Annotated in this window: 16 protein-coding genes; all 16 read right to left on the bottom strand. The window is 39.1% G+C overall.

Annotation, left to right across the window (positions count from 1 at the left end; all coding sequences use genetic code 11):
- Positions 1–12 precede the first annotated feature (12 nt).
- The 16 genes from T479_RS04550 to T479_RS04470 all read right to left on the bottom strand — a co-directional run bounded on the left by T479_RS04550 (position 13) and on the right by T479_RS04470 (position 20,209).
- On the bottom strand, positions 13–915 hold the full coding sequence (locus T479_RS04550; protein WP_025218768.1) for an ABC transporter permease: 903 nt from the start codon (positions 913–915) through the stop codon (positions 13–15).
- 30 nt (positions 916–945) lie between these two features.
- Positions 946–1,908 (bottom strand): oligopeptide ABC transporter permease, encoded by a 963-nt coding sequence (gene opp4B / locus T479_RS04545; RefSeq protein WP_024362103.1) that lies wholly within the window; start codon positions 1,906–1,908, stop codon positions 946–948.
- Position 1,909: 1 nt separating this feature from the next.
- A complete protein-coding gene (locus tag T479_RS04540) occupies positions 1,910–2,857 on the bottom strand; it encodes an ATP-binding cassette domain-containing protein (RefSeq protein WP_024362104.1) in 948 nt (315 codons plus the stop codon).
- Positions 2,854–3,864 (bottom strand): ABC transporter ATP-binding protein, encoded by a 1,011-nt coding sequence (locus T479_RS04535; RefSeq protein ID WP_025218767.1) that lies wholly within the window; start codon positions 3,862–3,864, stop codon positions 2,854–2,856. The genes T479_RS04540 and T479_RS04535 overlap by 4 nt, the downstream gene beginning before the upstream one ends.
- Before the next feature lie 1,205 nt (positions 3,865–5,069).
- Positions 5,070–5,981, bottom strand: a complete 912-nt coding sequence (opp4C, locus tag T479_RS04525; RefSeq protein ID WP_024362106.1) for an oligopeptide ABC transporter permease — start codon at positions 5,979–5,981, stop codon at positions 5,070–5,072.
- Positions 5,982–5,994: 13 nt separating this feature from the next.
- The gene (gene opp4B / locus T479_RS04520; protein ID WP_025218765.1) at positions 5,995–6,960 is read right to left on the bottom strand and encodes an oligopeptide ABC transporter permease; all 966 of its coding nucleotides are present in this window, start codon (positions 6,958–6,960) and stop codon (positions 5,995–5,997) included.
- Between the two features lie 92 nt (positions 6,961–7,052).
- Positions 7,053–8,780 carry an oligopeptide ABC transporter substrate-binding protein gene (gene opp4A, locus T479_RS04515; protein ID WP_024362108.1) on the bottom strand — a complete coding sequence of 576 codons (1,728 nt, stop codon included), beginning with the start codon at positions 8,778–8,780 and terminating at the stop codon, positions 7,053–7,055.
- A 64-nt stretch (positions 8,781–8,844) separates the two neighbouring features.
- Positions 8,845–9,834 (bottom strand): ABC transporter ATP-binding protein, encoded by a 990-nt coding sequence (locus tag T479_RS04510; protein WP_024362109.1) that lies wholly within the window; start codon positions 9,832–9,834, stop codon positions 8,845–8,847.
- Positions 9,835–9,838: 4 nt separating this feature from the next.
- Positions 9,839–10,834, bottom strand: a complete 996-nt coding sequence (locus tag T479_RS04505) for an ABC transporter ATP-binding protein (RefSeq protein ID WP_029747186.1) — start codon at positions 10,832–10,834, stop codon at positions 9,839–9,841.
- Positions 10,835–11,622: 788 nt separating this feature from the next.
- Positions 11,623–12,252: an orotate phosphoribosyltransferase gene (gene pyrE / locus T479_RS04500; RefSeq protein WP_025218764.1), complete on the bottom strand. Its 630-nt coding sequence runs from the start codon at positions 12,250–12,252 to the stop codon at positions 11,623–11,625.
- Complete coding sequence (gene pyrF, locus T479_RS04495; protein WP_024362111.1) at positions 12,249–12,959, bottom strand: orotidine-5'-phosphate decarboxylase; 711 nt, start codon at positions 12,957–12,959, stop codon at positions 12,249–12,251. The genes pyrE and pyrF overlap by 4 nt, the downstream gene beginning before the upstream one ends.
- Entirely contained in the window at positions 12,959–13,870 is a 912-nt protein-coding gene (locus T479_RS04490) for a dihydroorotate dehydrogenase (RefSeq protein WP_025218763.1), read from the bottom strand. The genes pyrF and T479_RS04490 overlap by 1 nt, the downstream gene beginning before the upstream one ends.
- The gene (locus T479_RS04485) at positions 13,867–14,640 is read right to left on the bottom strand and encodes a dihydroorotate dehydrogenase electron transfer subunit (RefSeq protein ID WP_024362113.1); all 774 of its coding nucleotides are present in this window, start codon (positions 14,638–14,640) and stop codon (positions 13,867–13,869) included. Before T479_RS04485 ends, T479_RS04490 begins: the two co-directional genes overlap by 4 nt.
- Position 14,641: 1 nt before the next feature.
- Positions 14,642–17,839, bottom strand: coding sequence for a carbamoyl-phosphate synthase large subunit (gene carB / locus T479_RS04480; RefSeq protein ID WP_025218762.1), 3,198 nt, complete (start codon positions 17,837–17,839; stop codon positions 14,642–14,644).
- Entirely contained in the window at positions 17,832–18,932 is a 1,101-nt protein-coding gene (gene carA / locus T479_RS04475) for a glutamine-hydrolyzing carbamoyl-phosphate synthase small subunit (protein ID WP_024362115.1), read from the bottom strand. The genes carB and carA overlap by 8 nt, the downstream gene beginning before the upstream one ends.
- Positions 18,932–20,209, bottom strand: a complete 1,278-nt coding sequence (locus tag T479_RS04470) for a dihydroorotase (protein ID WP_025218761.1) — start codon at positions 20,207–20,209, stop codon at positions 18,932–18,934. Before T479_RS04470 ends, carA begins: the two co-directional genes overlap by 1 nt.

Raw genomic sequence — 20,209 nt, 5'->3', positions numbered from 1 at the left:
TTACCTCCTATATCATCCCAATCTTTGTTTTGCATCAGCGGCACGACGAAGGGCTTGACCGATATAATTAATGCCAAGTATCAAGAGTAAAATTAATAACGATGCTGGTAACCATACCCACCATTTCTCGGCTAACACAAGTGGATTTCGAGCGTAGCTTACTAAAGTACCTAAACTTGGCGTAGAAGGTGGTAGCCCGAATCCTAAAAATGATAAGCCTGTTTCAATCCCAATATTGCCAGCAAGACTTAAAGTAAACTCTACAATTAATAACGAACTTAAATTAGGCAAGACGCCTTTAAACATAATTGCGAAATCACTTGTCCCCATTGTTTTAGAAGCGCTTACATAATCCCTTCGCCCTTCCGATAATGCTTTACTTCGAATTAACCGTGCAATGCCTATCCATTGAAATACACTAATAATCATCACGAGTTCAAAAACACCATATTCAGGGATAATGGACACAAGGACTATAAAAATCATAAATGTCGGCAATGTAATAATAAAATCAATGATGCGCATCATGACATTGTCTACAATTCCGCTGTAATAGCCCATAATAATCCCTAGCGCAATCCCAATTATATTGGCAATAACGGTCACCCAAATGGCGATTAACAGTGAATTTTTAGCACCAATCACTAGTTGCCCAAGTACATCACGTCCTGCTTCATCTGCCCCTAAAATATAGCCATTCTTGCCTGGCTCTGTGTAGCGTTCAAACAGATTGATTTTTAACACGCTCTCTTGATCGAGCAGCCAAGCCGTAATAAAAATAGAAATGATGATTAGTGTAACGCCCACAAAAGAAAACATTGCAACTCTATCTTTCTTAAACTCTCGTAAAACAACTTGTAGACCTGTTGGCGGTGTGCTTTCCATCATTACTGTTTCATTGTTATGTTGTGTCATGTCCTTTCACCTCAACATTATGTTTAGTCGTTAGTCTATACGGATACGCGGATCGACAATGCTCATAATAATATCCGACAACAGACTACCTAATAATGCTAAGAAACCATACAGCATAATCAGTGCGGTAATGACACTATAGTCGCGACTCGTTATCGAACTAATAAACAATTCGCCCATACCTGGATAGCCGTAAATCGTTTCGATAAAAATGGAGCCACCTAATAAACCTGTAATTGTAAACCCTAAAAACGCTGCAATTGGAAGTACTGAATTGCGGAAAATATGTCGCGTATAAATTCTTCTTATTGGAATACCTTTACTGCGAGCAGTTTTGACATAATCCTGTGTTTTCGCATCAATAATTTCTGAGCGTAAATATTGGATAATCCCTGTAGTACCTAAAATAGCTGCCGTCATCGCAGGTAAGAGCAAGTGATATATTTTATTCCAATAATAGGTTAGTGTTCCCGATTCTAGGCCAACATCAACGGTTCCACTCGTTGGAAACCACATTAAGCGATAACCAAAAACAAATAAAAACACGAGTGATAAAACAAATGTCGGAATCGCAAAGCTAATAAAGCTATATAAAATAATGGATTTGTCTAACAATGTATCTTGTTTACGTCCTGCAAGCATTCCAAGCGGTATGGCTAATAAATAAACCAGTATAACACTAAGTAAAGATAGCCAAAATGTATTGAGTGCACGCTCCCCAATCAATGTTGACACCGCAATTTTATATGTATAGCTTTGTCCAAAATCTCCTTGAAGAGCATTTGTAATCCAGCGATAATACTGTTCATACCAAGGGTCATAGAAGCCTGCTTGTATTCGTAATTCCTCAATTCTTGATGGGTCTGTTTCAGGTGTGATTAACCCTGTAAACGGATCACCAGGCATTTGCTTTGCCAATATAAAGACGATTAAACTCAAGATAAATAATTGTGGAATCATGACGAATACACGTCTAACAACGGTTTTCCACATGTTACAATCCCTCCTGCTCAATTTCGGACATCGCCACTTTATGCGTATCGGAAATAGATTTTAAAGGGTATACTTTGCCTTGCTTATCATAGTATTGATGATGGTCTTTTTGATATTTCTCTTCGACTTTTTGTCGTACTGCTTTGCGCTCCATTCTTGTTTCAGGCTCAATATGTGGAATTGCGGACAGTAAGCGATTTGTGTAAATATGCTGTGGATTGCTATAAATATCTTGACGGGTACCAGTTTCCACAAAGCGTCCCTTATACATAATGGCAATGTAATCACACATATGTTTCACGACACCTAGGTCATGGGAGATAAATAAATAACTTAGCCCATATTCTTGCTGAATGTCTTTCATAAAGTTCAGCACTTGTGCTTGCACCGACAAATCGAGTGCCGACACAGGCTCATCTGCAATAATTAATTTCGGATTACAAGCAACCGCGCGCGCTATACCAAGACGCTGCTTTTGCCCTCCAGAAAATTCATGAGGATACTTTAACAGCACATCCTCCGACATACCGACAATGGCTAGTAATTCTTTAATACGCCTGCGCTCCTCCTGATCACTAAGCTTCATAAAGTTACGTATCGGCTCTGCCAGTATATCGATTACGCGCTTTCTAGGGTTCATACTAGAATGAGCGTCTTGAAATATCATTTGAATATCACGACTATAGGCTGACCCTCGCTTGCGACGTCGATTGGTAACATTCTGTCCTTCATAAATAATTTGCCCCGTTGTTACCTTTTCAAGACCAATAATGGCTTTACCTGTAGTAGATTTCCCTGAACCTGACTCGCCAACTAAACCGTATGTTTTTCCCTTTTCAAATGCCATTGTAATGCCATCAACCGCATACACTTTATCTTTTATCGTATTGAAAAAGCCACCTCGAATCGGATAATGGACGTTTAAATCTTTAATTTGCATAAAGCTCATCCTGACACCCCCTCGCTTTCTCCTGCAAAATGAAAGTGTTGCCAGCATGTACAACGGACAAAATGCTCAGGTGCAATTTCATGTAATTGTGGATGACTTTCATGTGCGGATGCGTCAATCCACGGTATACGCGATGAAAATCGGCAACCTTCACGTGGTAAATTGACAAGTGAAGGCACCATGCCTTGTATTACCTCTAGGCGTTCATGTTCCTCATGAGTTTGTGGAATCGAGTTTAATAGGGACCGTGTATAGGGATGTTTGGCATTGTTAAAAAGCTCTTGAACAGGCGCCTCTTCAATCACTTGGCCGGCATACATCACAGCAACTCGATCTGCCACCTCTGCTACAACACCTAAGTCATGGGTAATTAAAATAACGCCAGCATGTGTCTCATCTTGTAACGCTTTTAACAGATCTAAAATTTGTGCTTGTATCGTTACGTCCAATGCTGTTGTCGGTTCATCAGCAATAATGATGGCAGGTTTGCTCGATAAAGCAATCGCAATCATCACGCGTTGACGCATACCACCTGATAATTGATGAGGAAATTGTCGGGCAACTCGTTTAGGATTCGCAATACCTACTTGCTCTAACAACTCTATTACACGTTCGTCCCGTTGTTGCTTTGTAAGTGTTGTATGATAAATAAGCCCTTCTGCAATTTGTTCGTGGATGCGCATTAATGGATTTAATGCCGAAAGAGGATCTTGAAAAATAAAGCCAATATCATTCCCCCGTAGTTGATTGAATTGCTCTTCACTTAACTGTGTTAAATTTTGTTGATTGTAAAGTATTTCTCCAGTCACTTTCGTATTCATTGAATTATGTAAGCCTACAATTGTTGTAGCTAACGTACTTTTCCCACAGCCCGACTCTCCAACTATAGCCAAAATCTCATTTTTTCTAAGCGAAAGCGAAACATCTTCTATTGCTGCATGATAAGTGTCTTTTAATCGAAAGCTCGTCGTTAAGTTTTTTATCGTCAACAAGTCATTTGTACACAAACAGTCTCCCTCCTACAATTATTTATCCACTATCTCTATATTAGAATTGCAATTTATTTAAAATCCCCCTTTCATCACTCTTATTCTTTGTGAAAAATAATGTTTATCAAAATTACCTACCACAAGAAAAAACACACTTTTCTATAGATAGAATAATCAGATAATTAAATGTATTGCTATTTTATCTAGAAATAATACGTAAAATCAAGCTTATTTTGCAAATTACTATTATAAAATTAAGGAGTATCAGCCTAGTTTTCGCTAGAAAAAAATTAGTTTCCTAGTATCAAATTCAATAATTTGTTATCTTTAAAAAATAAATAAGCAAAGTTGTTAGTGTTATTTTAGAATAATTAATTGCGTATGATTTTTTAACTGGTAGTTTTATTTAACTGAATATAGTTACTATCAATAAATTTTATAGATATATTTATCGTTATCTATTTTCCATAATAAATATTCCGCATTAACCACTTCTTATTACATCAATAAAATTAAAATATAACTAATGTAAATAAGTTATATTTTAATTTCACTTTCAGTTGGTGTTATTTAAGTTTGTAACTTTTTACAGAAAATTAGTTAGTTTTTACGCTTTATAAAATCCTTGCATGTACAATTTTGATACCCCCGTTTTCATGCCTTGAGCGGAGGAGTTCACCCTGCTTCGCGGGTATTTCTCCCTGTTCCGCGGGTATCTCCTTGCTCCGCGGATATCTCACCCTGCTTCGCGGGTATTCTCCCTTGCTCCGCGGATATTTCTCCCTGTTTCGCGGGTATCTCACCCTGCTTCGCGGGTATTTCACTCTGTTCCGCGGGTATCTCCTTGCTCCGCGGGTATTCCCACTTGCTCCACGGATATTTCACTCTGCTCCGCGGATATTCTCTCTTGTTCCGCGGGTATTCACCTGCTCCGAGGGTATCTCCTTGCTCCGAGGGTATTTCTCCCTGCTTCGCGGGTATCTCCTTGCTCCGTGGGTATCTCACCCTGCTTCGCGGGTATTCCCCCTTGTTCCGCGGGTATTCTCCCTTCCTCCGCGGATATTTCACCCTACTCCGCGGGTAATCTCCCTTCCTCCGCGGGTATTTCACTCTACTCCGCGTGTATCACTCTGCCAAGCAGGTATTCCCCCTCCCCAAACAAATAGCAAATGGCACCTATCAAAGTAGAGTTTACTTTGATAGGTGCCATTTATTCACCAACATTATCTTCTTGATTTCGGATTCATTGCATCTTTCAGCCCTTCACCGATAAAATTGATCGATAAGATGACCAATGTAATGGCGGTTGCAGGTGGAACCCAAATCCAAATTTTATCTCTTAATACATCTGAGTTTCTAGCCTCAGATAACATATTGCCCCAGCTTGGTGTATCTGCTGGCACACCAAAGTTTAAGAAGCTTAACGCGGACTCGATAACAATCGTTACTGCCATTAATAGCGTAGCTTGTACAATAATCGTAGAAGCGACGTTAGGTAGTAAATGTTTGATAATGATTTTCGATGATTTACAGCCGATTGACTCTGCAGCTAAAATGTACTCATTTTCTTTCTCTGCAAGAATTCGACTTCGAACAACGCGGGCAACACTTCCCCAACTTAATACGGAAATAACAATAATTAATGTCCATAAGCCTGAAACTTTGCCGACTAGAATCGTATTTAAAACGATAACGAAAACTAATAATGGGAACATTAAAACAAAGTCTGTGAAACGCATTAAAATTTGGTCAACCTTGCCCCCAAAGTAACCCGAAATCGCCCCAATCGTTGTCCCAATTAAAACAATAAAAAACATACAGCCTATGCCAACCGTCAATGAAGATCTTCCAGCATATAGCATTCGCGTAAAAACATCACGACCATTTGTATCTGTTCCAAGCCAGTTTTCACTTGAAGGTGGCTGACTAATTTTCGTAAAGTCTACACGCACGATATCTTTTGTCGTAATATACGGTGCCAAAAACGATAGAATAATAACGATTAGTAAAAAAATAAGGCTGATCATCGCTAATTTATTTTTAAAGAACTTTCTTCTCGCTATCACCCATGGAGAGGGGCTTTTATTCGGTGTTTTTTTTGGTGCAGAAGCTTCTTGTTTTGTTACAATCTCCACATATTTCCCCTCCCTAATCTAGTCTAATTCGCGGATCTACTATACCGTACAGTAAATCGGCTACTAAATTTCCAAAAAGCGTTAAGAATGAAAGTAACATAGTGATCGACATCATGACCGCATAATCTCTTCTTCCAACGGAATCTAAGAACAGTGCACCTATTCCGGGATAAGTAAAGATGGTTTCTGTAATAACCGCACCGCTAATTAATGTAGCGATGTCAAACCCAAGAAAAGTAATAATCGGAATAATCGAATTTCTTAAAATATGCTTGTTGTAAATTTTTGATTCCTTTGTTCCTTTTGCTCTTGCCGTACGTACAAAATCTTTTCGACTGTTTTCAATAATATCGTTGCGTAAAAATTGTGTGTAGGATGCCGTTCCCATTAATCCTAAAACAAGGGCTGGTAATAATACATGATGGACCCTACTTAAATAATAAGCAAATGTGCCTTCCTGTAGCCCTACACCAACTGAGCCGTTGAATGGGAACCACCCTAATTGGAAAGAGAACACATAAATAGCGACAATGCCGGCAACAAATGACGGAATCGCTAAAGCTAGGTAATTATACGTAGCTATTAGATTATCACCTAATGTATAAGGTTTTCTTCCTGCATACATCCCCATGATAAAAGCAAAAATATACGTAAAAATTAAAGATATAATGGCTAAAAATAATGTATTTGGAATTCGCTGTGCAATCACTTCCACTGCAGGTTTTTTATAAACGGTTGATTTGCCAAAATCCCCTTGTACAAAATTAGCCATCCATCTTCCATATTGCACGATAATTGGATCATTATAGCCTAACTTCTCTCTCATTTCCTCGATGTATTGTGGGTTTGTATTGGATGGATCAATTTCTCCCGCAAATGGATCTCCTGGCATCATTTTTGCTAAGAAGAACACAACTAACGAAATAAGGAGTAACAATGGAATCATGCCGAGTAGTCTTCGAAGTGTGTATTGAAGCATGTGACGTCCCCTTATCAATTAAAATTTACTACTATCAAGCTCCAATTCGAGCCTGATAGTAGTAGGTTTCTCAGCCTTGATTAGGCACTAACTTACTCAACAATGTGCCATTTATAAACGTCTGTTTGGAATCCAACAGCGTTAATATGAACACCTTGTAGTCGATTGTTAATACCATATAAATCTAGATTTTCCCATAATGGTAGTGCTGGTAATTGTTCGTTGAAGTATTTTTGCCAATTAACATACATTTTTTTACGGTAGTCTTTATCAAATGCTTTTTCACTTAACGCTTCTTTTAATAATTTGTCATTCTCTGCATCTACATAACGACCGTAGTTCCATTCTGCATCATTGGCCCATAAACCTGATGGGTCTGGATCAGAACCCATGCTCCAAGAACCGAAGAATGCCTCTAATGCTGCATCATCGTTGTCTTTCATTTCATTGTACAAGTTAAACTCAACTAAGCTTCCTGTTGCTAATTCTGTTTTTACGCCAATATCATTCCAAGATTGAATGATTGCTTGTGAACGACCTTCAAATGCAGCTGGTCCTGCATAGTGACCAAATAAAATTTTGAATGGTTGACCTTTTGGATCTTCAACAAATCCATCACCGTCTGTATCAACATAGCCTGCTGTTTTTAACAGCTCTTTCGCTTTATCCACATTAAACTCGTATGCATTTAAATCTGAAGCATCTGCAGCAGTCCAGAAAGTAACTGGGATAACTGTGTTCGCTACTTTCGCTTTTCCTTCTAAGAAAGCATCGATCATTGCTGGACGGTTAAGAGCATATAATAGTGCCTGACGTAATTCTTTTGAATTGAATTTATCAAAATCAGCTACATTTTTAAGTGTAGCTTTATCACGATGACCAAAACGAAGCCCGATATAAGAATAGCTCACACCAGTTGTTTCTTCGATACGTACATTGCTTAATGCAGAAAGCTCTTTCACAGATTGTGGTCTAATATCCATGATGTCGATTTCTCCGTTTTGGAACGCACCCGCAGCTAATGATGGGTCAATTACTTTTACAATAACACCATCAAGCGCTGGTTTCCCTTTCCAGTAATCATCAAAACGCTCTAATTCAGAATACTCGCCGTCTACCACTTTTTTCACTTTAAACGCGCCTAATCCTACAGGGTTTTCGCGCACTTGTTTTGATTCACTTAAATCTTTTACTGCAATGCCTTCATAATGTTTCTTAGGCATTGGGTATTGCCAAATGCTTTCTAAGTTATTAATTTTCACTTCTTTAAAAGTGATTTTAATTGTGTAAGGATCTACAACTTCAATTCCTGAAATTTTATCTGCTTTGCCTGCTTTTTTCTCTTCTGCCCCTTTTACGCCTTCAACATAGTTGAAACGAGGACCATCATAATCAGGGTGTGCTAACGTTTCTAATGCGAAAACCCAGTCTTCACCTGTTAGTTCCTCACCATTATGCCATTTTACGCCCTTTTCGAAATTGAACGTATACGTTAATTTATCTTCACTAATATCCCATTTTGCAAGGTTTGGTACATATTCTAATTCATCATTTACATCATACACGCCATCCATCATGAAATTTTGGATATAGCTATCTACGATACTTCCTGCAAAGGCAGGGTCAAATACGCCCTCTGGCGCTTGGTCTGTTCCGAATGTAACTACGCCACCTTCTTTAACATCAGTAGTTGCCGCTGGCGTTTCCTTATCTTTTTGTGCATCTTTGTCAGTTGTCCCTGAATCACTATTACATGCTGCTAGGAATAAAGCCATGACAAGCATCAGTAACAGTGACCATAATGTTTTTGTCTTTTTCATTCTTTTCCCCCCGTTAAAAATTTTATTTTGAAAAACATTGTTTCCTGTTTTTTTCTTGCCGTTTTTAATATAAGTGGCAAGCAACGTTATGGTCTGGCTTCACCTCCTTTAATACTGGTTTCGTTAAGGAACATTCCATCATAGCTTTAGGGCATCTTGGATGGAATGGACATCCTGTCGGAGGATTTGCGGGACTTGGTACATCACCTTCTAATACAATGCGCGTACTTTTTTTGCGAGGATCCGGTACGGGTATCGCGGAAATAAGCGCTTGTGTGTAAGGGTGCAATGGTTCATCATAAATACTCGTCTTGTTAGCAATTTCAACAATATTTCCTAGATACATCACGCCAATGCGATCACTCATATGCTTCACAACACTTAAATCATGCGCAATAAATAAAAAGGTTAAATCAAACTCATCCTGCAATTCTTTTAATAGATTCAAAACTTGAGATTGAACGGAAACATCCAAAGCAGAAACAGGTTCATCGGCGATAATTAGTTTTGGTTTAAGAGCTAGGGCTCTCGCAATACCAATTCGCTGACGCTGCCCTCCTGAAAATTCATGCGCATACTTATAATAGGCATCTTCAGGTAAGCCTACTTTGCGTAATAACTCCACGACTTCCCCTTTTAATGAATTGAGCGTTTTGTTATGGAAATTCATAATGGGCTCCGCTACGATACTGCCAACCATTTGCATTGGATTTAATGATGCATAAGGATCTTGGAATACCATTTGGATATCTTTTCTTATCTCTCTTAATGATTTGCCTTGTAATTTCGTAATATCCTGACCATTAAAAATGATTTGTCCTTCTGTAGAATCTAACAATCGAATAATAGTACGCCCAGTTGTTGATTTACCACAGCCTGACTCCCCAACCAACCCTAGTGTTTCACCATTTTTGATGGAAAAAGAAATATTATCGACCGCCTTCACATGTCCGACTGTCTTTTTTATAAACCCGCCTTTTATCGGGTAATAAGTTTTTAGGTTGTTCACTTCAAGTAAGTTTTCTTTACGTTGTTTGCTTGTTGTTTCTGTCATGTTGTTACCTCACACTTTCTTTAGGATAGCAACCTTCATATAGTAAGCACGAAACCTCATGACCATCAGCCATTTGTGCAAGCTGTGGCGTTACTGTACTACACTCAGGTTTTACAGACGGGCATCTATCGGCAAAGCGACAGCCAAAAGTAGGCATGTTTTTTAATGATGGCACAATGCCTTGGATTGTTGTTAACTCACTCACCTCTAAATCAATACGAGGAATGGATGCCATTAACAGCTTTGTATACGGATGTTGTGGGTTATAAAACAGATTATCTACATTCGTGCGCTCTACAATTTTCCCAGCGTACATAATGATGACTTCATCACACATTTCTGCCACTACCCCTAAGTCATGCGTTATCAAAATAATAGACATGTCATTTTTCTCTTGAATTTTTTTCAGCAGCTCCAGAATTTGTGCTTGCACAGTTACATCTAGTGCAGTAGTCGGTTCATCGGCAATTAACAGCTTTGGATGGCAGGCAATCGCAATCGCAATCATCACCCTTTGTCGCATCCCTCCGGATAATTGGTGAGGATATTCATCTACAATTTTGTCTGGTCTAGGGATGCCTACACTTTTTAACAATTCGATGGCTTGCTGCCTTGCTTCTGTTTTGGAGATTGACAGATGATTCAATAAAATCTCTTCAATCTGATTACCAATTGTAAATACAGGGTTTAAAGATGTCATAGGCTCTTGAAAAATCATACTAATATCTTTTCCTCGTATTTTATTCATTTCATCGCTTGAATAATTTTCTATATTTTGGCCTTGGAACTTTATTTCTCCACCCGTAACTTTGCCAATTCCTTGGGGCAGTAGCTGCATAATTGACAATGACATAACACTTTTACCACAGCCTGATTCCCCTACAATCCCTACAATTTGGCCAGGCTTGACGGAAAACGACACATTATCGACTGCATGATAAATATCTCCTTCTATATCAAAACCAGTTTTTAGGTTCTTTACTTCGAGCATTAAATTCATTTAATCATCACACCTTCGTAAATTTTTTCTAAATAGAAATATGTAGTAAAAACTAGCGATGTCCAAACTTTCCTGATTCAATATTCAGAAAAAAGATTTGAAACAGATTAAACTTATTTCAAAATTATTTCTACTCAAATAATTAATAGTTTTTATTATATTGAATTTAAATACATATTAATAAATTTTTTACAGTATAAACAAAAAAATAACTTACTATTTACTTATAGAATTATCTGAAAATTATCTATACGGCTATTTTATCTAGAAATAATACATTTAATCAAGAGTTTTTTTACAACTCCTCATAATGTTATATACATAATAAACCGTACAACTATTACAAAAATTTTTTTATTTTACAAATTAATTCTAATGAAATATTTGCTAATCTATTTATCTGTTCTACTTTTCATTAGTTTTTTATTATTTAAATATAATAAATAACGGGATTACACAATCCTAACTTCTTCACCTATCACATTCTTTTATTTGGTAAACTTGATTATTATAGGACTTAATTTAATTTTCTGTTTATTTTTAATAATCAATTATTATTAATATATAATTTTTCCCTTTAAAGCATTAATGTTAAAAAGCGATTTTTATTACATTAGAAAACTTTATTTTCATGATTTTTCTTTAACATACATCTCCACGTATTTAATTTTTATATTTCTATCCTTCACAGTTCCTTTCCAATAAAAAAACGACCACAGGTTATCATAACCGTGATCGTTTCATTATTGTTTATCAAACAGATTCGTTATAGCTAGTCAAAAGTGCGATTATAATTCTCCAGCTTTAAGTTTTGCATGCCAATCTTTTAAAAATGGAATATCATCTTCTTTAATGGCACCAGATTCATTCGCTGCTTCAATTAAATAATCGAAGTTTGTTAAAGATACGTACTTTATGCCCGCTTCATCAAACGCTTGTTCAGCACGTGGTAAGTTATACGTATAAACACATACAACCCCTAATACTTCACAACCCGCTGCACGTAAAGCTTCAACTGCTGTAATGGAAGAACCACCTGTTGACACAATATCTTCTACTACGATGACTTTTTGTCCTGCAGCATATTTTCCTTCAATTTGATTGCCACGACCATGTTCTTTTGCTTTTGAACGTACATAGACCATCGGTAAGTCTAAAATATCACTTACCCATGCAGCATGTGGAATACCTGCTGTGGCCGTACCAGCTACGATTTCTGTACCTTCAAAGTTTTCTTTAATTATCGCTGCTAAGCCATTTGCCAATTGTTTACGGATAACTGGGTCAGAGATTGTTAGACGCGTATCACAGTAAATTGGAGATTTAATACCTGATGCCCATGTAAAAAGTTCTGTTGGATTCAATTCGACTGCGCCAACTTTAAGCATAGCGTGTGCGATTTCGTTTTGTAATGTCATATTGATGCCTCCCATAGTTCACTTACCATTTTATATGCTGCTACTGGATCTTGCGCACCTGTTACGGCACGGCCTACTACGATTAAAGAAGAACCATCACGTTTGGCGCCATCAGGTGTAGCGATGCGCTTTTGATCGTGAGCGTCACCACCTGCTAAACGGATACCAGGTGTGACACGTAAAAAGTCTTGGCCGCACACTTCAGCAATTGCCTGTGCTTCATGTACCGAGCAAACCACACCATTTAAGCCAGCTTGTTTTGTTAAGCTTGCGTAGTGCAATACCGATTCTTGCAATGTTAACGCAATTTTTTGCTCTGCTTGCATTTGCGCTTCCGTAGTGGATGTTAGTTGTGTCACGGCAATCAATGCTGCGCGCTCTTGACCTGCAGGTGTCCCTGCTTCCAGACCTTCGAGTGCAGCTTCCATCATTGGTCGCCCGCCCGCTGCATGGACATTAACTAAATTAACCCCTAATTTAGCTAAGCCCTTCATCGCTGAGCCAACCGTATTAGGAATATCATGTAGCTTTAAGTCTAAAAATATATCATGACCTAAATCTTTCACTTTGCGGACAATATCTGGACCTTCTTGCATATAAAGCTCCATACCAATTTTGACGAAAAGAGGCTCTTGAAAATGTGCTAAAAACTTGAAAACTTCTGCTTCTCCTGGGAAATCAAGTGCTAGAATTGGTTTTGTATTCATTAACGATGGCTCCTTCCGATAATATCCGTAATATGTTCTACACCTAAAGCGTCAAGCTTTGCAGGTAATTCCTCAATGATATTCGGGCAAACAAAATGATCGACAAAGTTGGCTGTTCCAACCGCAACTGCTGATGCACCAGCAGACATAAAATCAATTACATCTTGTGCTTCGCTTACGCCACCCATCCCAATAATCGGAATATTGACTACCTTATACACCTCGTATACCATGCGAATAGCAACCGGTTTTACTGCAGGACCTGATAAGCCCCCTGTACCGTTGGCAATGACAGGTTTACCTGTACGTTCATGTAAGCGCATGCCGATTAATGTGTTAATCATCGTAATACCATCCGCTCCACCTGCTTCCACAGCTTGCGCGATTTCTACGATATTTGTAACGTTTGGTGATAATTTCACGTAAACAGGTACTTCCGACACTGCCTTGACAGCTGCAACCAAATCTCTTGCTGTTGCTGGATCTGTACCGAATTGAATACCGCCACATTTTACGTTCGGGCATGAAATATTAAGTTCTAATGCTTTGACATTGGGTACAGCTGAGATGCGACGTGCTACTTCCACGTAATCTGCTGTTTCCGTTCCCGCTACATTGGCAATAATCGGCACATCATAGCCTTCTAAAAACTTTAATTCTTCATTCATTACTTTTTCAATACCAGGATTTTGTAAGCCAATAGCATTTAACATTCCTGCTGCTGTTTCCGCTACACGAGGTGTCGGATTGCCAGGTCTTGTTTCTACAGTTGTTGCTTTAATCATAATCGCACCAAGTATCGATAAATCGTACAGTTGCGCATACTCCCGACCAAAGCCGAAGCAACCTGAAGCTGGCATAATTGGATTTTTTAAATCTAAGCCAGGTAATTGGATATTTAAACGACTCATAATGCCACCGTACCTTTCGGGAATACTGGACCGTCAGAGCATACTTTGACATAGTCTTTATCAATTTGATCTGTTGTTTTACATACGCACGCGAAGCAAGCACCAATACCACAGCCCATTCGCTCTTCAAAAGATAAATAGCCTTCTTTTTCAGGATAGAAACCTTCTAAAGCTTTTAACATCGGTAGAGGACCACAAGAATAGAACACATCAAATTCTGGTGCACGTGATTCTAAAACGTTGGTCACAAAGCCCTTTGTTCCTTTTGAGCCATCGACTGTTACATAATGCGTTTCACCAAGTGCGTTAAATTCCTCTTCGTAGAAGCATACATCCTCTGTTTGGAAGCCTAATACATGGATAGTCTTCACACCACGTGCATTAAGTTGTTTTGACAGCTCATGTAAAGGAGGTACACCGATGCCGCCACCAACTAATAATGCTGTCCCACCTGTCTTTACCGCATCAACTGGGAAGCCATTACCGATTGGGCCAAGGACATTGACTAGCTGCCCTTCACGATTTGTCGCTAACACCTTTGTTCCTCGACCTTCCGCACGATAAATCATGGTAAATTCACTGTTGTCTTTATCTATATTTGCAATACTGATAGGTCGACGTAAAAGCGGCTCCAATGAATCTGACACCTTTACATGGACAAACTGGCCAGGAGTCATATCCTGAACCAGTTCACCACGAAGTGTCAATTCGAAAATGTTTGTCGCAATTTGCTTTTGAGAGACGACCGTCATTTTCTCTTGACGAATCATATTAATGTACTACCTCCGCTTTCGGCATTTGTTCTGCTGTAAATGTCATGGATTCAATTACACGTAGCATTGCTTCTGCTGTATCTAGAGAAGTTAAGCAAGGCACACCATTTTCTACAGACTCACGTCGAATGCGGAATCCATCACGCGCCGGTTGCTTGCCTTTTGTTAATGTGTTCACTACTAACTGTGCTTCACCATTTTGAATTAAATCAAGTAACGTTTGTCCTTTGGCACCGATTTTACCTACTACATCAGTACGAACACCCGCTGCTTCAAATGCTTGTGCAGTACCTTCCGTCGCTACAATACGGTAACCTACTGTTGAAAAGCGTTTGGCAAGCGCAATTGCTTCTTCTTTATCTTTATCAGATACAGTGAATAATACTGTGCCTTCTGTGCGAATTTCCATACCTGCTGCAACTAAGCCTTTATAAAGTGCTTTTTCTAATGTTGCATCTTTCCCCATTACTTCCCCTGTCGATTTCATTTCAGGTCCTAATGTAATGTCCACTCGGCGTAATTTAGCGAATGAGAATACTGGTACTTTAACAAATACACCTTTTTGCTCTGCCGCTAAGCCAGTTGGGTAGCCTTGTGCTACGATTGATTTTCCAAGAATGGCTTTTGTTGCAATGTTCGCCATTGGGATGTTCGTAATTTTACTTAAGAACGGTACTGTACGAGATGAACGAGGATTTACCTCAATGACATACACTTCACCTTGGGAAATAACATACTGGATGTTCATTAAGCCGATAATGCCAAGACCTTTTGCTAAACGCGTTGTGTAATCCACTAATGTATCTTTTTGCGCTTGTGTTAATTTTTGTGGTGGGTATACAGAAATCGAGTCACCAGAGTGTACCCCTGCACGTTCGATATGTTCCATAATACCTGGGATTAAAACATTTTCACCGTCACAAATCGCATCGACTTCAATTTCTTGCCCCGTTAAGTAACGGTCTACGAGTACTGGGTGATCTGGTGATGCCTCAACAGCGTTTTCCATATAGTGTTGTAATTCTTGTTCGTTATAAACAATTTCCATTGCACGTCCACCAAGTACATACGAAGGGCGAACTAGCACTGGGAAGCCTAAGCGTTCGCCAATGGCAAGTGCTTCTTCCGTTGAAACTGCTGTTTCACCTGGAGGCTGTGGAATGTCTAATGCATGTAAAGCTTGTTCGAATTTATCGCGGTTTTCTGCACGGTCGATATCTTCTAATGATGTACCTAAAATTTTCACACCATTTGCAGCTAATTTATCAGCAAGGTTAATGGCTGTTTGACCACCGAATTGGACAACTACACCAATTGGTTGTTCTAAATCGATAATATGCATAACATCTTCGATTGTTAATGGCTCGAAGTATAGCTTATCTGAAATCGAGAAGTCCGTTGATACTGTTTCTGGATTTGAGTTAATAATGATTGCTTCATAGCCTGCTTCTTGAATTGCCCATACAGAGTGCACTGTTGCATAGTCAAACTCTACCCCTTGACCGATACGGATTGGACCCGAACCTAATACAATCACGGATGGTTTATCAGATTTGATGGATTCGTTTTCTTCCTCATAAGTACCGTAGAAATATGGTGTTTCAGATTCAAACTCTGCTGCACATGTATCAACCATTTTGTAGACTGGGATAATGCCGTTTTCTTTACGGTACGCATATATTGCCTCTGGTGTTGTGTCCCATAGCTCGGCAATTTTTTTATCAGCAAAGCCTAGACGTTTTGCAGTGCGTAATATTTCTTTATCGTTTTTATGGTTAGCAAGTGTTTGCTCCATATCTACGATGTTTTTAAATTTATTTAAGAAGAATAAGTCAATTGCAGACCATTCATGGATTTGCTCGATTGTTACACCACGGCGCAATGCTTCACCGATGAAGAATAAACGCTCATCTCCCGCTTTACGGATACGTTTTTCAATCCAAGAGTCAGAGTTATCTTCTGCATGTTTTAGCTCTAAATGTACTTGACCTGTTTCAAGAGAACGAACAGCTTTCAGCATAGCTTCTTCAAACGTACGACCAAGTGCCATTACTTCACCAGTTGCCTTCATTTGTGTGCCTAAGTTACGTTTTGCTGATTCGAATTTATCGAATGGCCAGCGTGGAATTTTTGCGACAATGTAGTCTAGTGCTGGTTCGAAGCAAGCATACGTTGAACCTGTCACTGGATTTTTGATTTCATCTAATGTTAAACCTACTGCAATTTTTGCTGCTAGCTTGGCAATTGGGTAACCCGTTGCTTTTGACGCTAATGCAGATGAACGAGATACACGTGGGTTTACTTCGATGACATAGTAATTGAAGCTATATGGATCAAGTGCTAACTGTACGTTACAGCCACCTTCAATTTTTAGTGCACGGATAATATCTAATGAGATATTACGTAACATTTGGTTTTCACGGTCAGAAAGTGTTTGTGTTGGTGCTACGACGATAGAGTCACCTGTATGAATCCCTACAGGGTCGACATTTTCCATGTTACAAACTACGATGGCATTGTCAGCCGCATCGCGCATTACTTCGTATTCAATCTCTTTAAAGCCAGCGATTGATTTTTCAAGTAAGCATTGTGTAACTGGTGAATATTTTAAACCTGATGTAACGATTTCTTCTAGGTCTTGATCGTTATAACAAATACCACCGCCTGTACCGCCAAGTGTGAATGCAGGGCGTACAATTACTGGATAACCGATTTTTGCAACAAAGTTTTTCGCTTCATCTAAGTTATGAATAATATCTGATTCCGGTACTGGAGCACCTAGTTCATACATCAGGTTACGGAATAAATCACGGTCTTCAGCTTTATGAATAGCATCGAGTTTTGTACCAAGAATTTCGATATTTAGCTCATTTAAAATACCAGAGTTATCTAATTCAATCGCCATATTTAACCCTGTTTGACCACCTAGTGTAGGTAAGATAGCATCTGGGCGCTCTTTGCGTAAAATGCGTGAGACAAATTCAAGTGTGATTGGCTCAATGTATACTTTGTCTGCAATTTCTGTATCTGTCATAATTGTTGCAGGGTTTGAGTTTATTAAAATAACACGGTAGCCTTCTTCTTTTAATGAAAGACAAGCTTGTGTTCCGGCATAGTCAAATTCTGCTGCTTGTCCGATGACGATTGGACCTGACCCGATTACTAAAATAGTTTCTATATCTGTACGTTTAGGCATGTTGTTTCCCCTTCCCTGCTTCTGCTTCCATCATTTCAATGAATTCATCAAATAAGTGGTTTGAATCTTCTGGTCCTGGTGATGCTTCTGGGTGATATTGTACTGTGAAGATTGGATATTTCTTATGACGGACACCTTCACAAGTACCATCATTTAAAGCGACATGTGTTAATTCTAAATCTGTATCTTTTAATGATTCTATATCAATTGCATAGCCATGGTTTTGAGATGTTAAATCTGTACGGCCTGTGCGTAAATCTTTGACTGGATGGTTCCCACCACGGTGACCGAATGGTAATTTAAATGCTTTCGCACCACTTGCTAATGAGAAGATTTGGTGACCTAAGCAAATACCGAACATTGGCACTTTTCCGATTAAATTACGTACTGTTTCGATACCTTCTGCCACGTCCTCTGGGTTACCAGGGCCATTTGACAGCATAATACCATCTGGATGCCATGCTAAAATTTCTGCTGCTGGTGTGTTGTATGGTACAACAAGGACATCACAATCACGCTTGTTTAATTCACGTAAAATACCGTGTTTCATACCGTAGTCAATTAACACTACTCGTTTGCCACGACCTGGTGATGGGTAGGCAGCCTTCGGTGATACTTCGCGCACATGATGTGTAATTGCTGGTGTTGCTTGTAGTTTTGCCACAATTTCTTCTACATTTACTTCTTCGTCAGCCGCAGTCAAAATGGCCTTAACTGAACCTTTGCTACGAATAATGCGTGTTAGCTTACGTGTATCAATACCTTCAATCCCTGGGATATCTTTTGATGTTAAGTATTCATCAACTGTTAAATCACATCTGAAATTCGACGGTGTTTTTGCTAGTTCGCGGACAACAAATCCACGAATTGCCGGTGTGATTGATTCGAAATCATCACGATTAATACCGTAGTTACCGATAAGTGGGTATGTTAACGTTACGATTTGTCCATAGAATGAAGGATCTGAAATCGTTTCTTGATATCCTGTCATCCCCGTAGTGAATACGACTTCACCTTGTGAAGCTCGCTCACTACCGAACGCTGTGCCTGTAAATACTGTGCCATCTTCTAAAATAAGTAAACGTTTTTTCATTACTCTGCCTCCTGGTATACGATATTACCTTCAAAAATTGTTACGACTGGCCAACCTTTTGCAACCCAACCATTGAATGGTGTATTGCGACCTTTTGATACAAATCCTTCTGCATCAATCGTTTGTTCTTTCTGTAAATCAATTAAAACCATGTCTGCCGAAGCCCCTACTTCTAACGTTCCATATGGTAAGTCAAAAATTTGTGCCGCTTTTACAGTCATCCAATCGACCAATTGCTTTAAAGTCCATTTCCCTGTTTCAACAAATTGTGTGTACAATAGCGGGAAGGCTGTTTCAAAGCCTACGATGCCGAATGGTGCACCAACCATGCCACAGCATTTTTCTTCTATTGTATGTGGTGCATGGTCTGTGGCGATGCAGTCAATCGTGCCGTCAAGTAGTGCTGCGTGTAGAGAATCCTTATCATCTGCACCTCGTAATGGCGGGTTCATTTTCCAGTTTGCATCATCAGATGGAATATCCATCTCTTCAAGTAATAAATGGTGAGGACAAACTTCCGCTGTGACGCGAATGCCTGCTGCTTTTGCATCACGTACTGCACGCACTGATTCTTTTGTTGAAACATGACACACATGGTAGCGTGCCCCTGCCGCTTCTGCAAGCAAAACATCGCGTGCAATTTGGACAGATTCACAAATAGACGGAATACCTGGTAAACCTAGCTCTTTGTTACGCTTGCCTTCATGCATAACACCATCATAAATTAATGAATTATCTTCACAGTGTGCGACAACAACCATGTCATGCTTTGCTGCATCCTGCATTTGTTCATACATCGTGGATGCAAGCTGAATGCCTACACCATCATCGGAAAACGCTACTGCACCATGTGCTTTTAATTCTTCAATATTCGTACGAACTTCCCCTGAAATATCCTGCGTTAATGAGCCGTATGGTAGTACACGAATCACTGCACTTTCTTGAATCAGCCCATTTATTAATTGCATGTTTTCAACCGTGTCAGGCACTGGTTTTGTATTTGGCATGGCACAAATTGTTGTAAAACCGCCTTTTGCAGCAGATGCTGAACCTGTTGCTATTGTTTCTTTATGTTCAAACCCTGGTTCGCGTAGATGTGTATGCACATCCACAAACCCTGGTGCAACAACTAAACCATTTCCTTCGATTATTTCTGCACCAGCTACATTGACCTCTTGTCCAATGGCAGTAATTTTGCCATCTACTATGGCGATATTTACTGTTTGCAATTCACCTTGTTCATTTAACATTTGTACATTTTGAAGTACTTTCGTCAT

The sequence above is a fragment of the Lysinibacillus sphaericus genome (assembly GCF_000600105.1).
In the GTDB taxonomy this organism is placed as follows: domain Bacteria; phylum Bacillota; class Bacilli; order Bacillales_A; family Planococcaceae; genus Lysinibacillus; species Lysinibacillus sphaericus.
This window is presented reverse-complemented; position numbering and strand designations above follow the sequence as displayed.

Bases quoted from the DNA above. Each gene is read 5' to 3' on its own strand.
- T479_RS04550 (WP_025218768.1), bottom strand. From the start codon at position 915: ATGACACAACATAACAATGAAACAGTAATGATGGAAAGCACACCGCCA.
- opp4B (WP_024362103.1), bottom strand. From the start codon at position 1,908: ATGTGGAAAACCGTTGTTAGACGTGTATTCGTCATGATTCCACAATTA.
- T479_RS04540 (WP_024362104.1), bottom strand. From the start codon at position 2,857: ATGAGCTTTATGCAAATTAAAGATTTAAACGTCCATTATCCGATTCGA.
- opp4B (WP_025218765.1), bottom strand. From the start codon at position 6,960: ATGCTTCAATACACACTTCGAAGACTACTCGGCATGATTCCATTGTTA.
- opp4A (WP_024362108.1), bottom strand. From the start codon at position 8,780: ATGAAAAAGACAAAAACATTATGGTCACTGTTACTGATGCTTGTCATG.
- T479_RS04510 (WP_024362109.1), bottom strand. From the start codon at position 9,834: ATGACAGAAACAACAAGCAAACAACGTAAAGAAAACTTACTTGAAGTG.
- T479_RS04505 (WP_029747186.1), bottom strand. From the start codon at position 10,834: ATGAATTTAATGCTCGAAGTAAAGAACCTAAAAACTGGTTTTGATATA.
- pyrE (WP_025218764.1), bottom strand. From the start codon at position 12,252: ATGACATTACAAAACGAAATCGCACACGCTATGCTTAAAGTTGGCGCA.
- pyrF (WP_024362111.1), bottom strand. From the start codon at position 12,959: ATGAATACAAAACCAATTCTAGCACTTGATTTCCCAGGAGAAGCAGAA.
- T479_RS04490 (WP_025218763.1), bottom strand. From the start codon at position 13,870: ATGAGTCGTTTAAATATCCAATTACCTGGCTTAGATTTAAAAAATCCA.
- T479_RS04485 (WP_024362113.1), bottom strand. From the start codon at position 14,640: ATGATTCGTCAAGAGAAAATGACGGTCGTCTCTCAAAAGCAAATTGCG.
- carB (WP_025218762.1), bottom strand. From the start codon at position 17,839: ATGCCTAAACGTACAGATATAGAAACTATTTTAGTAATCGGGTCAGGT.
- carA (WP_024362115.1), bottom strand. From the start codon at position 18,932: ATGAAAAAACGTTTACTTATTTTAGAAGATGGCACAGTATTTACAGGC.
- T479_RS04470 (WP_025218761.1), bottom strand. From the start codon at position 20,209: ATGACGAAAGTACTTCAAAATGTACAAATGTTAAATGAACAAGGTGAA.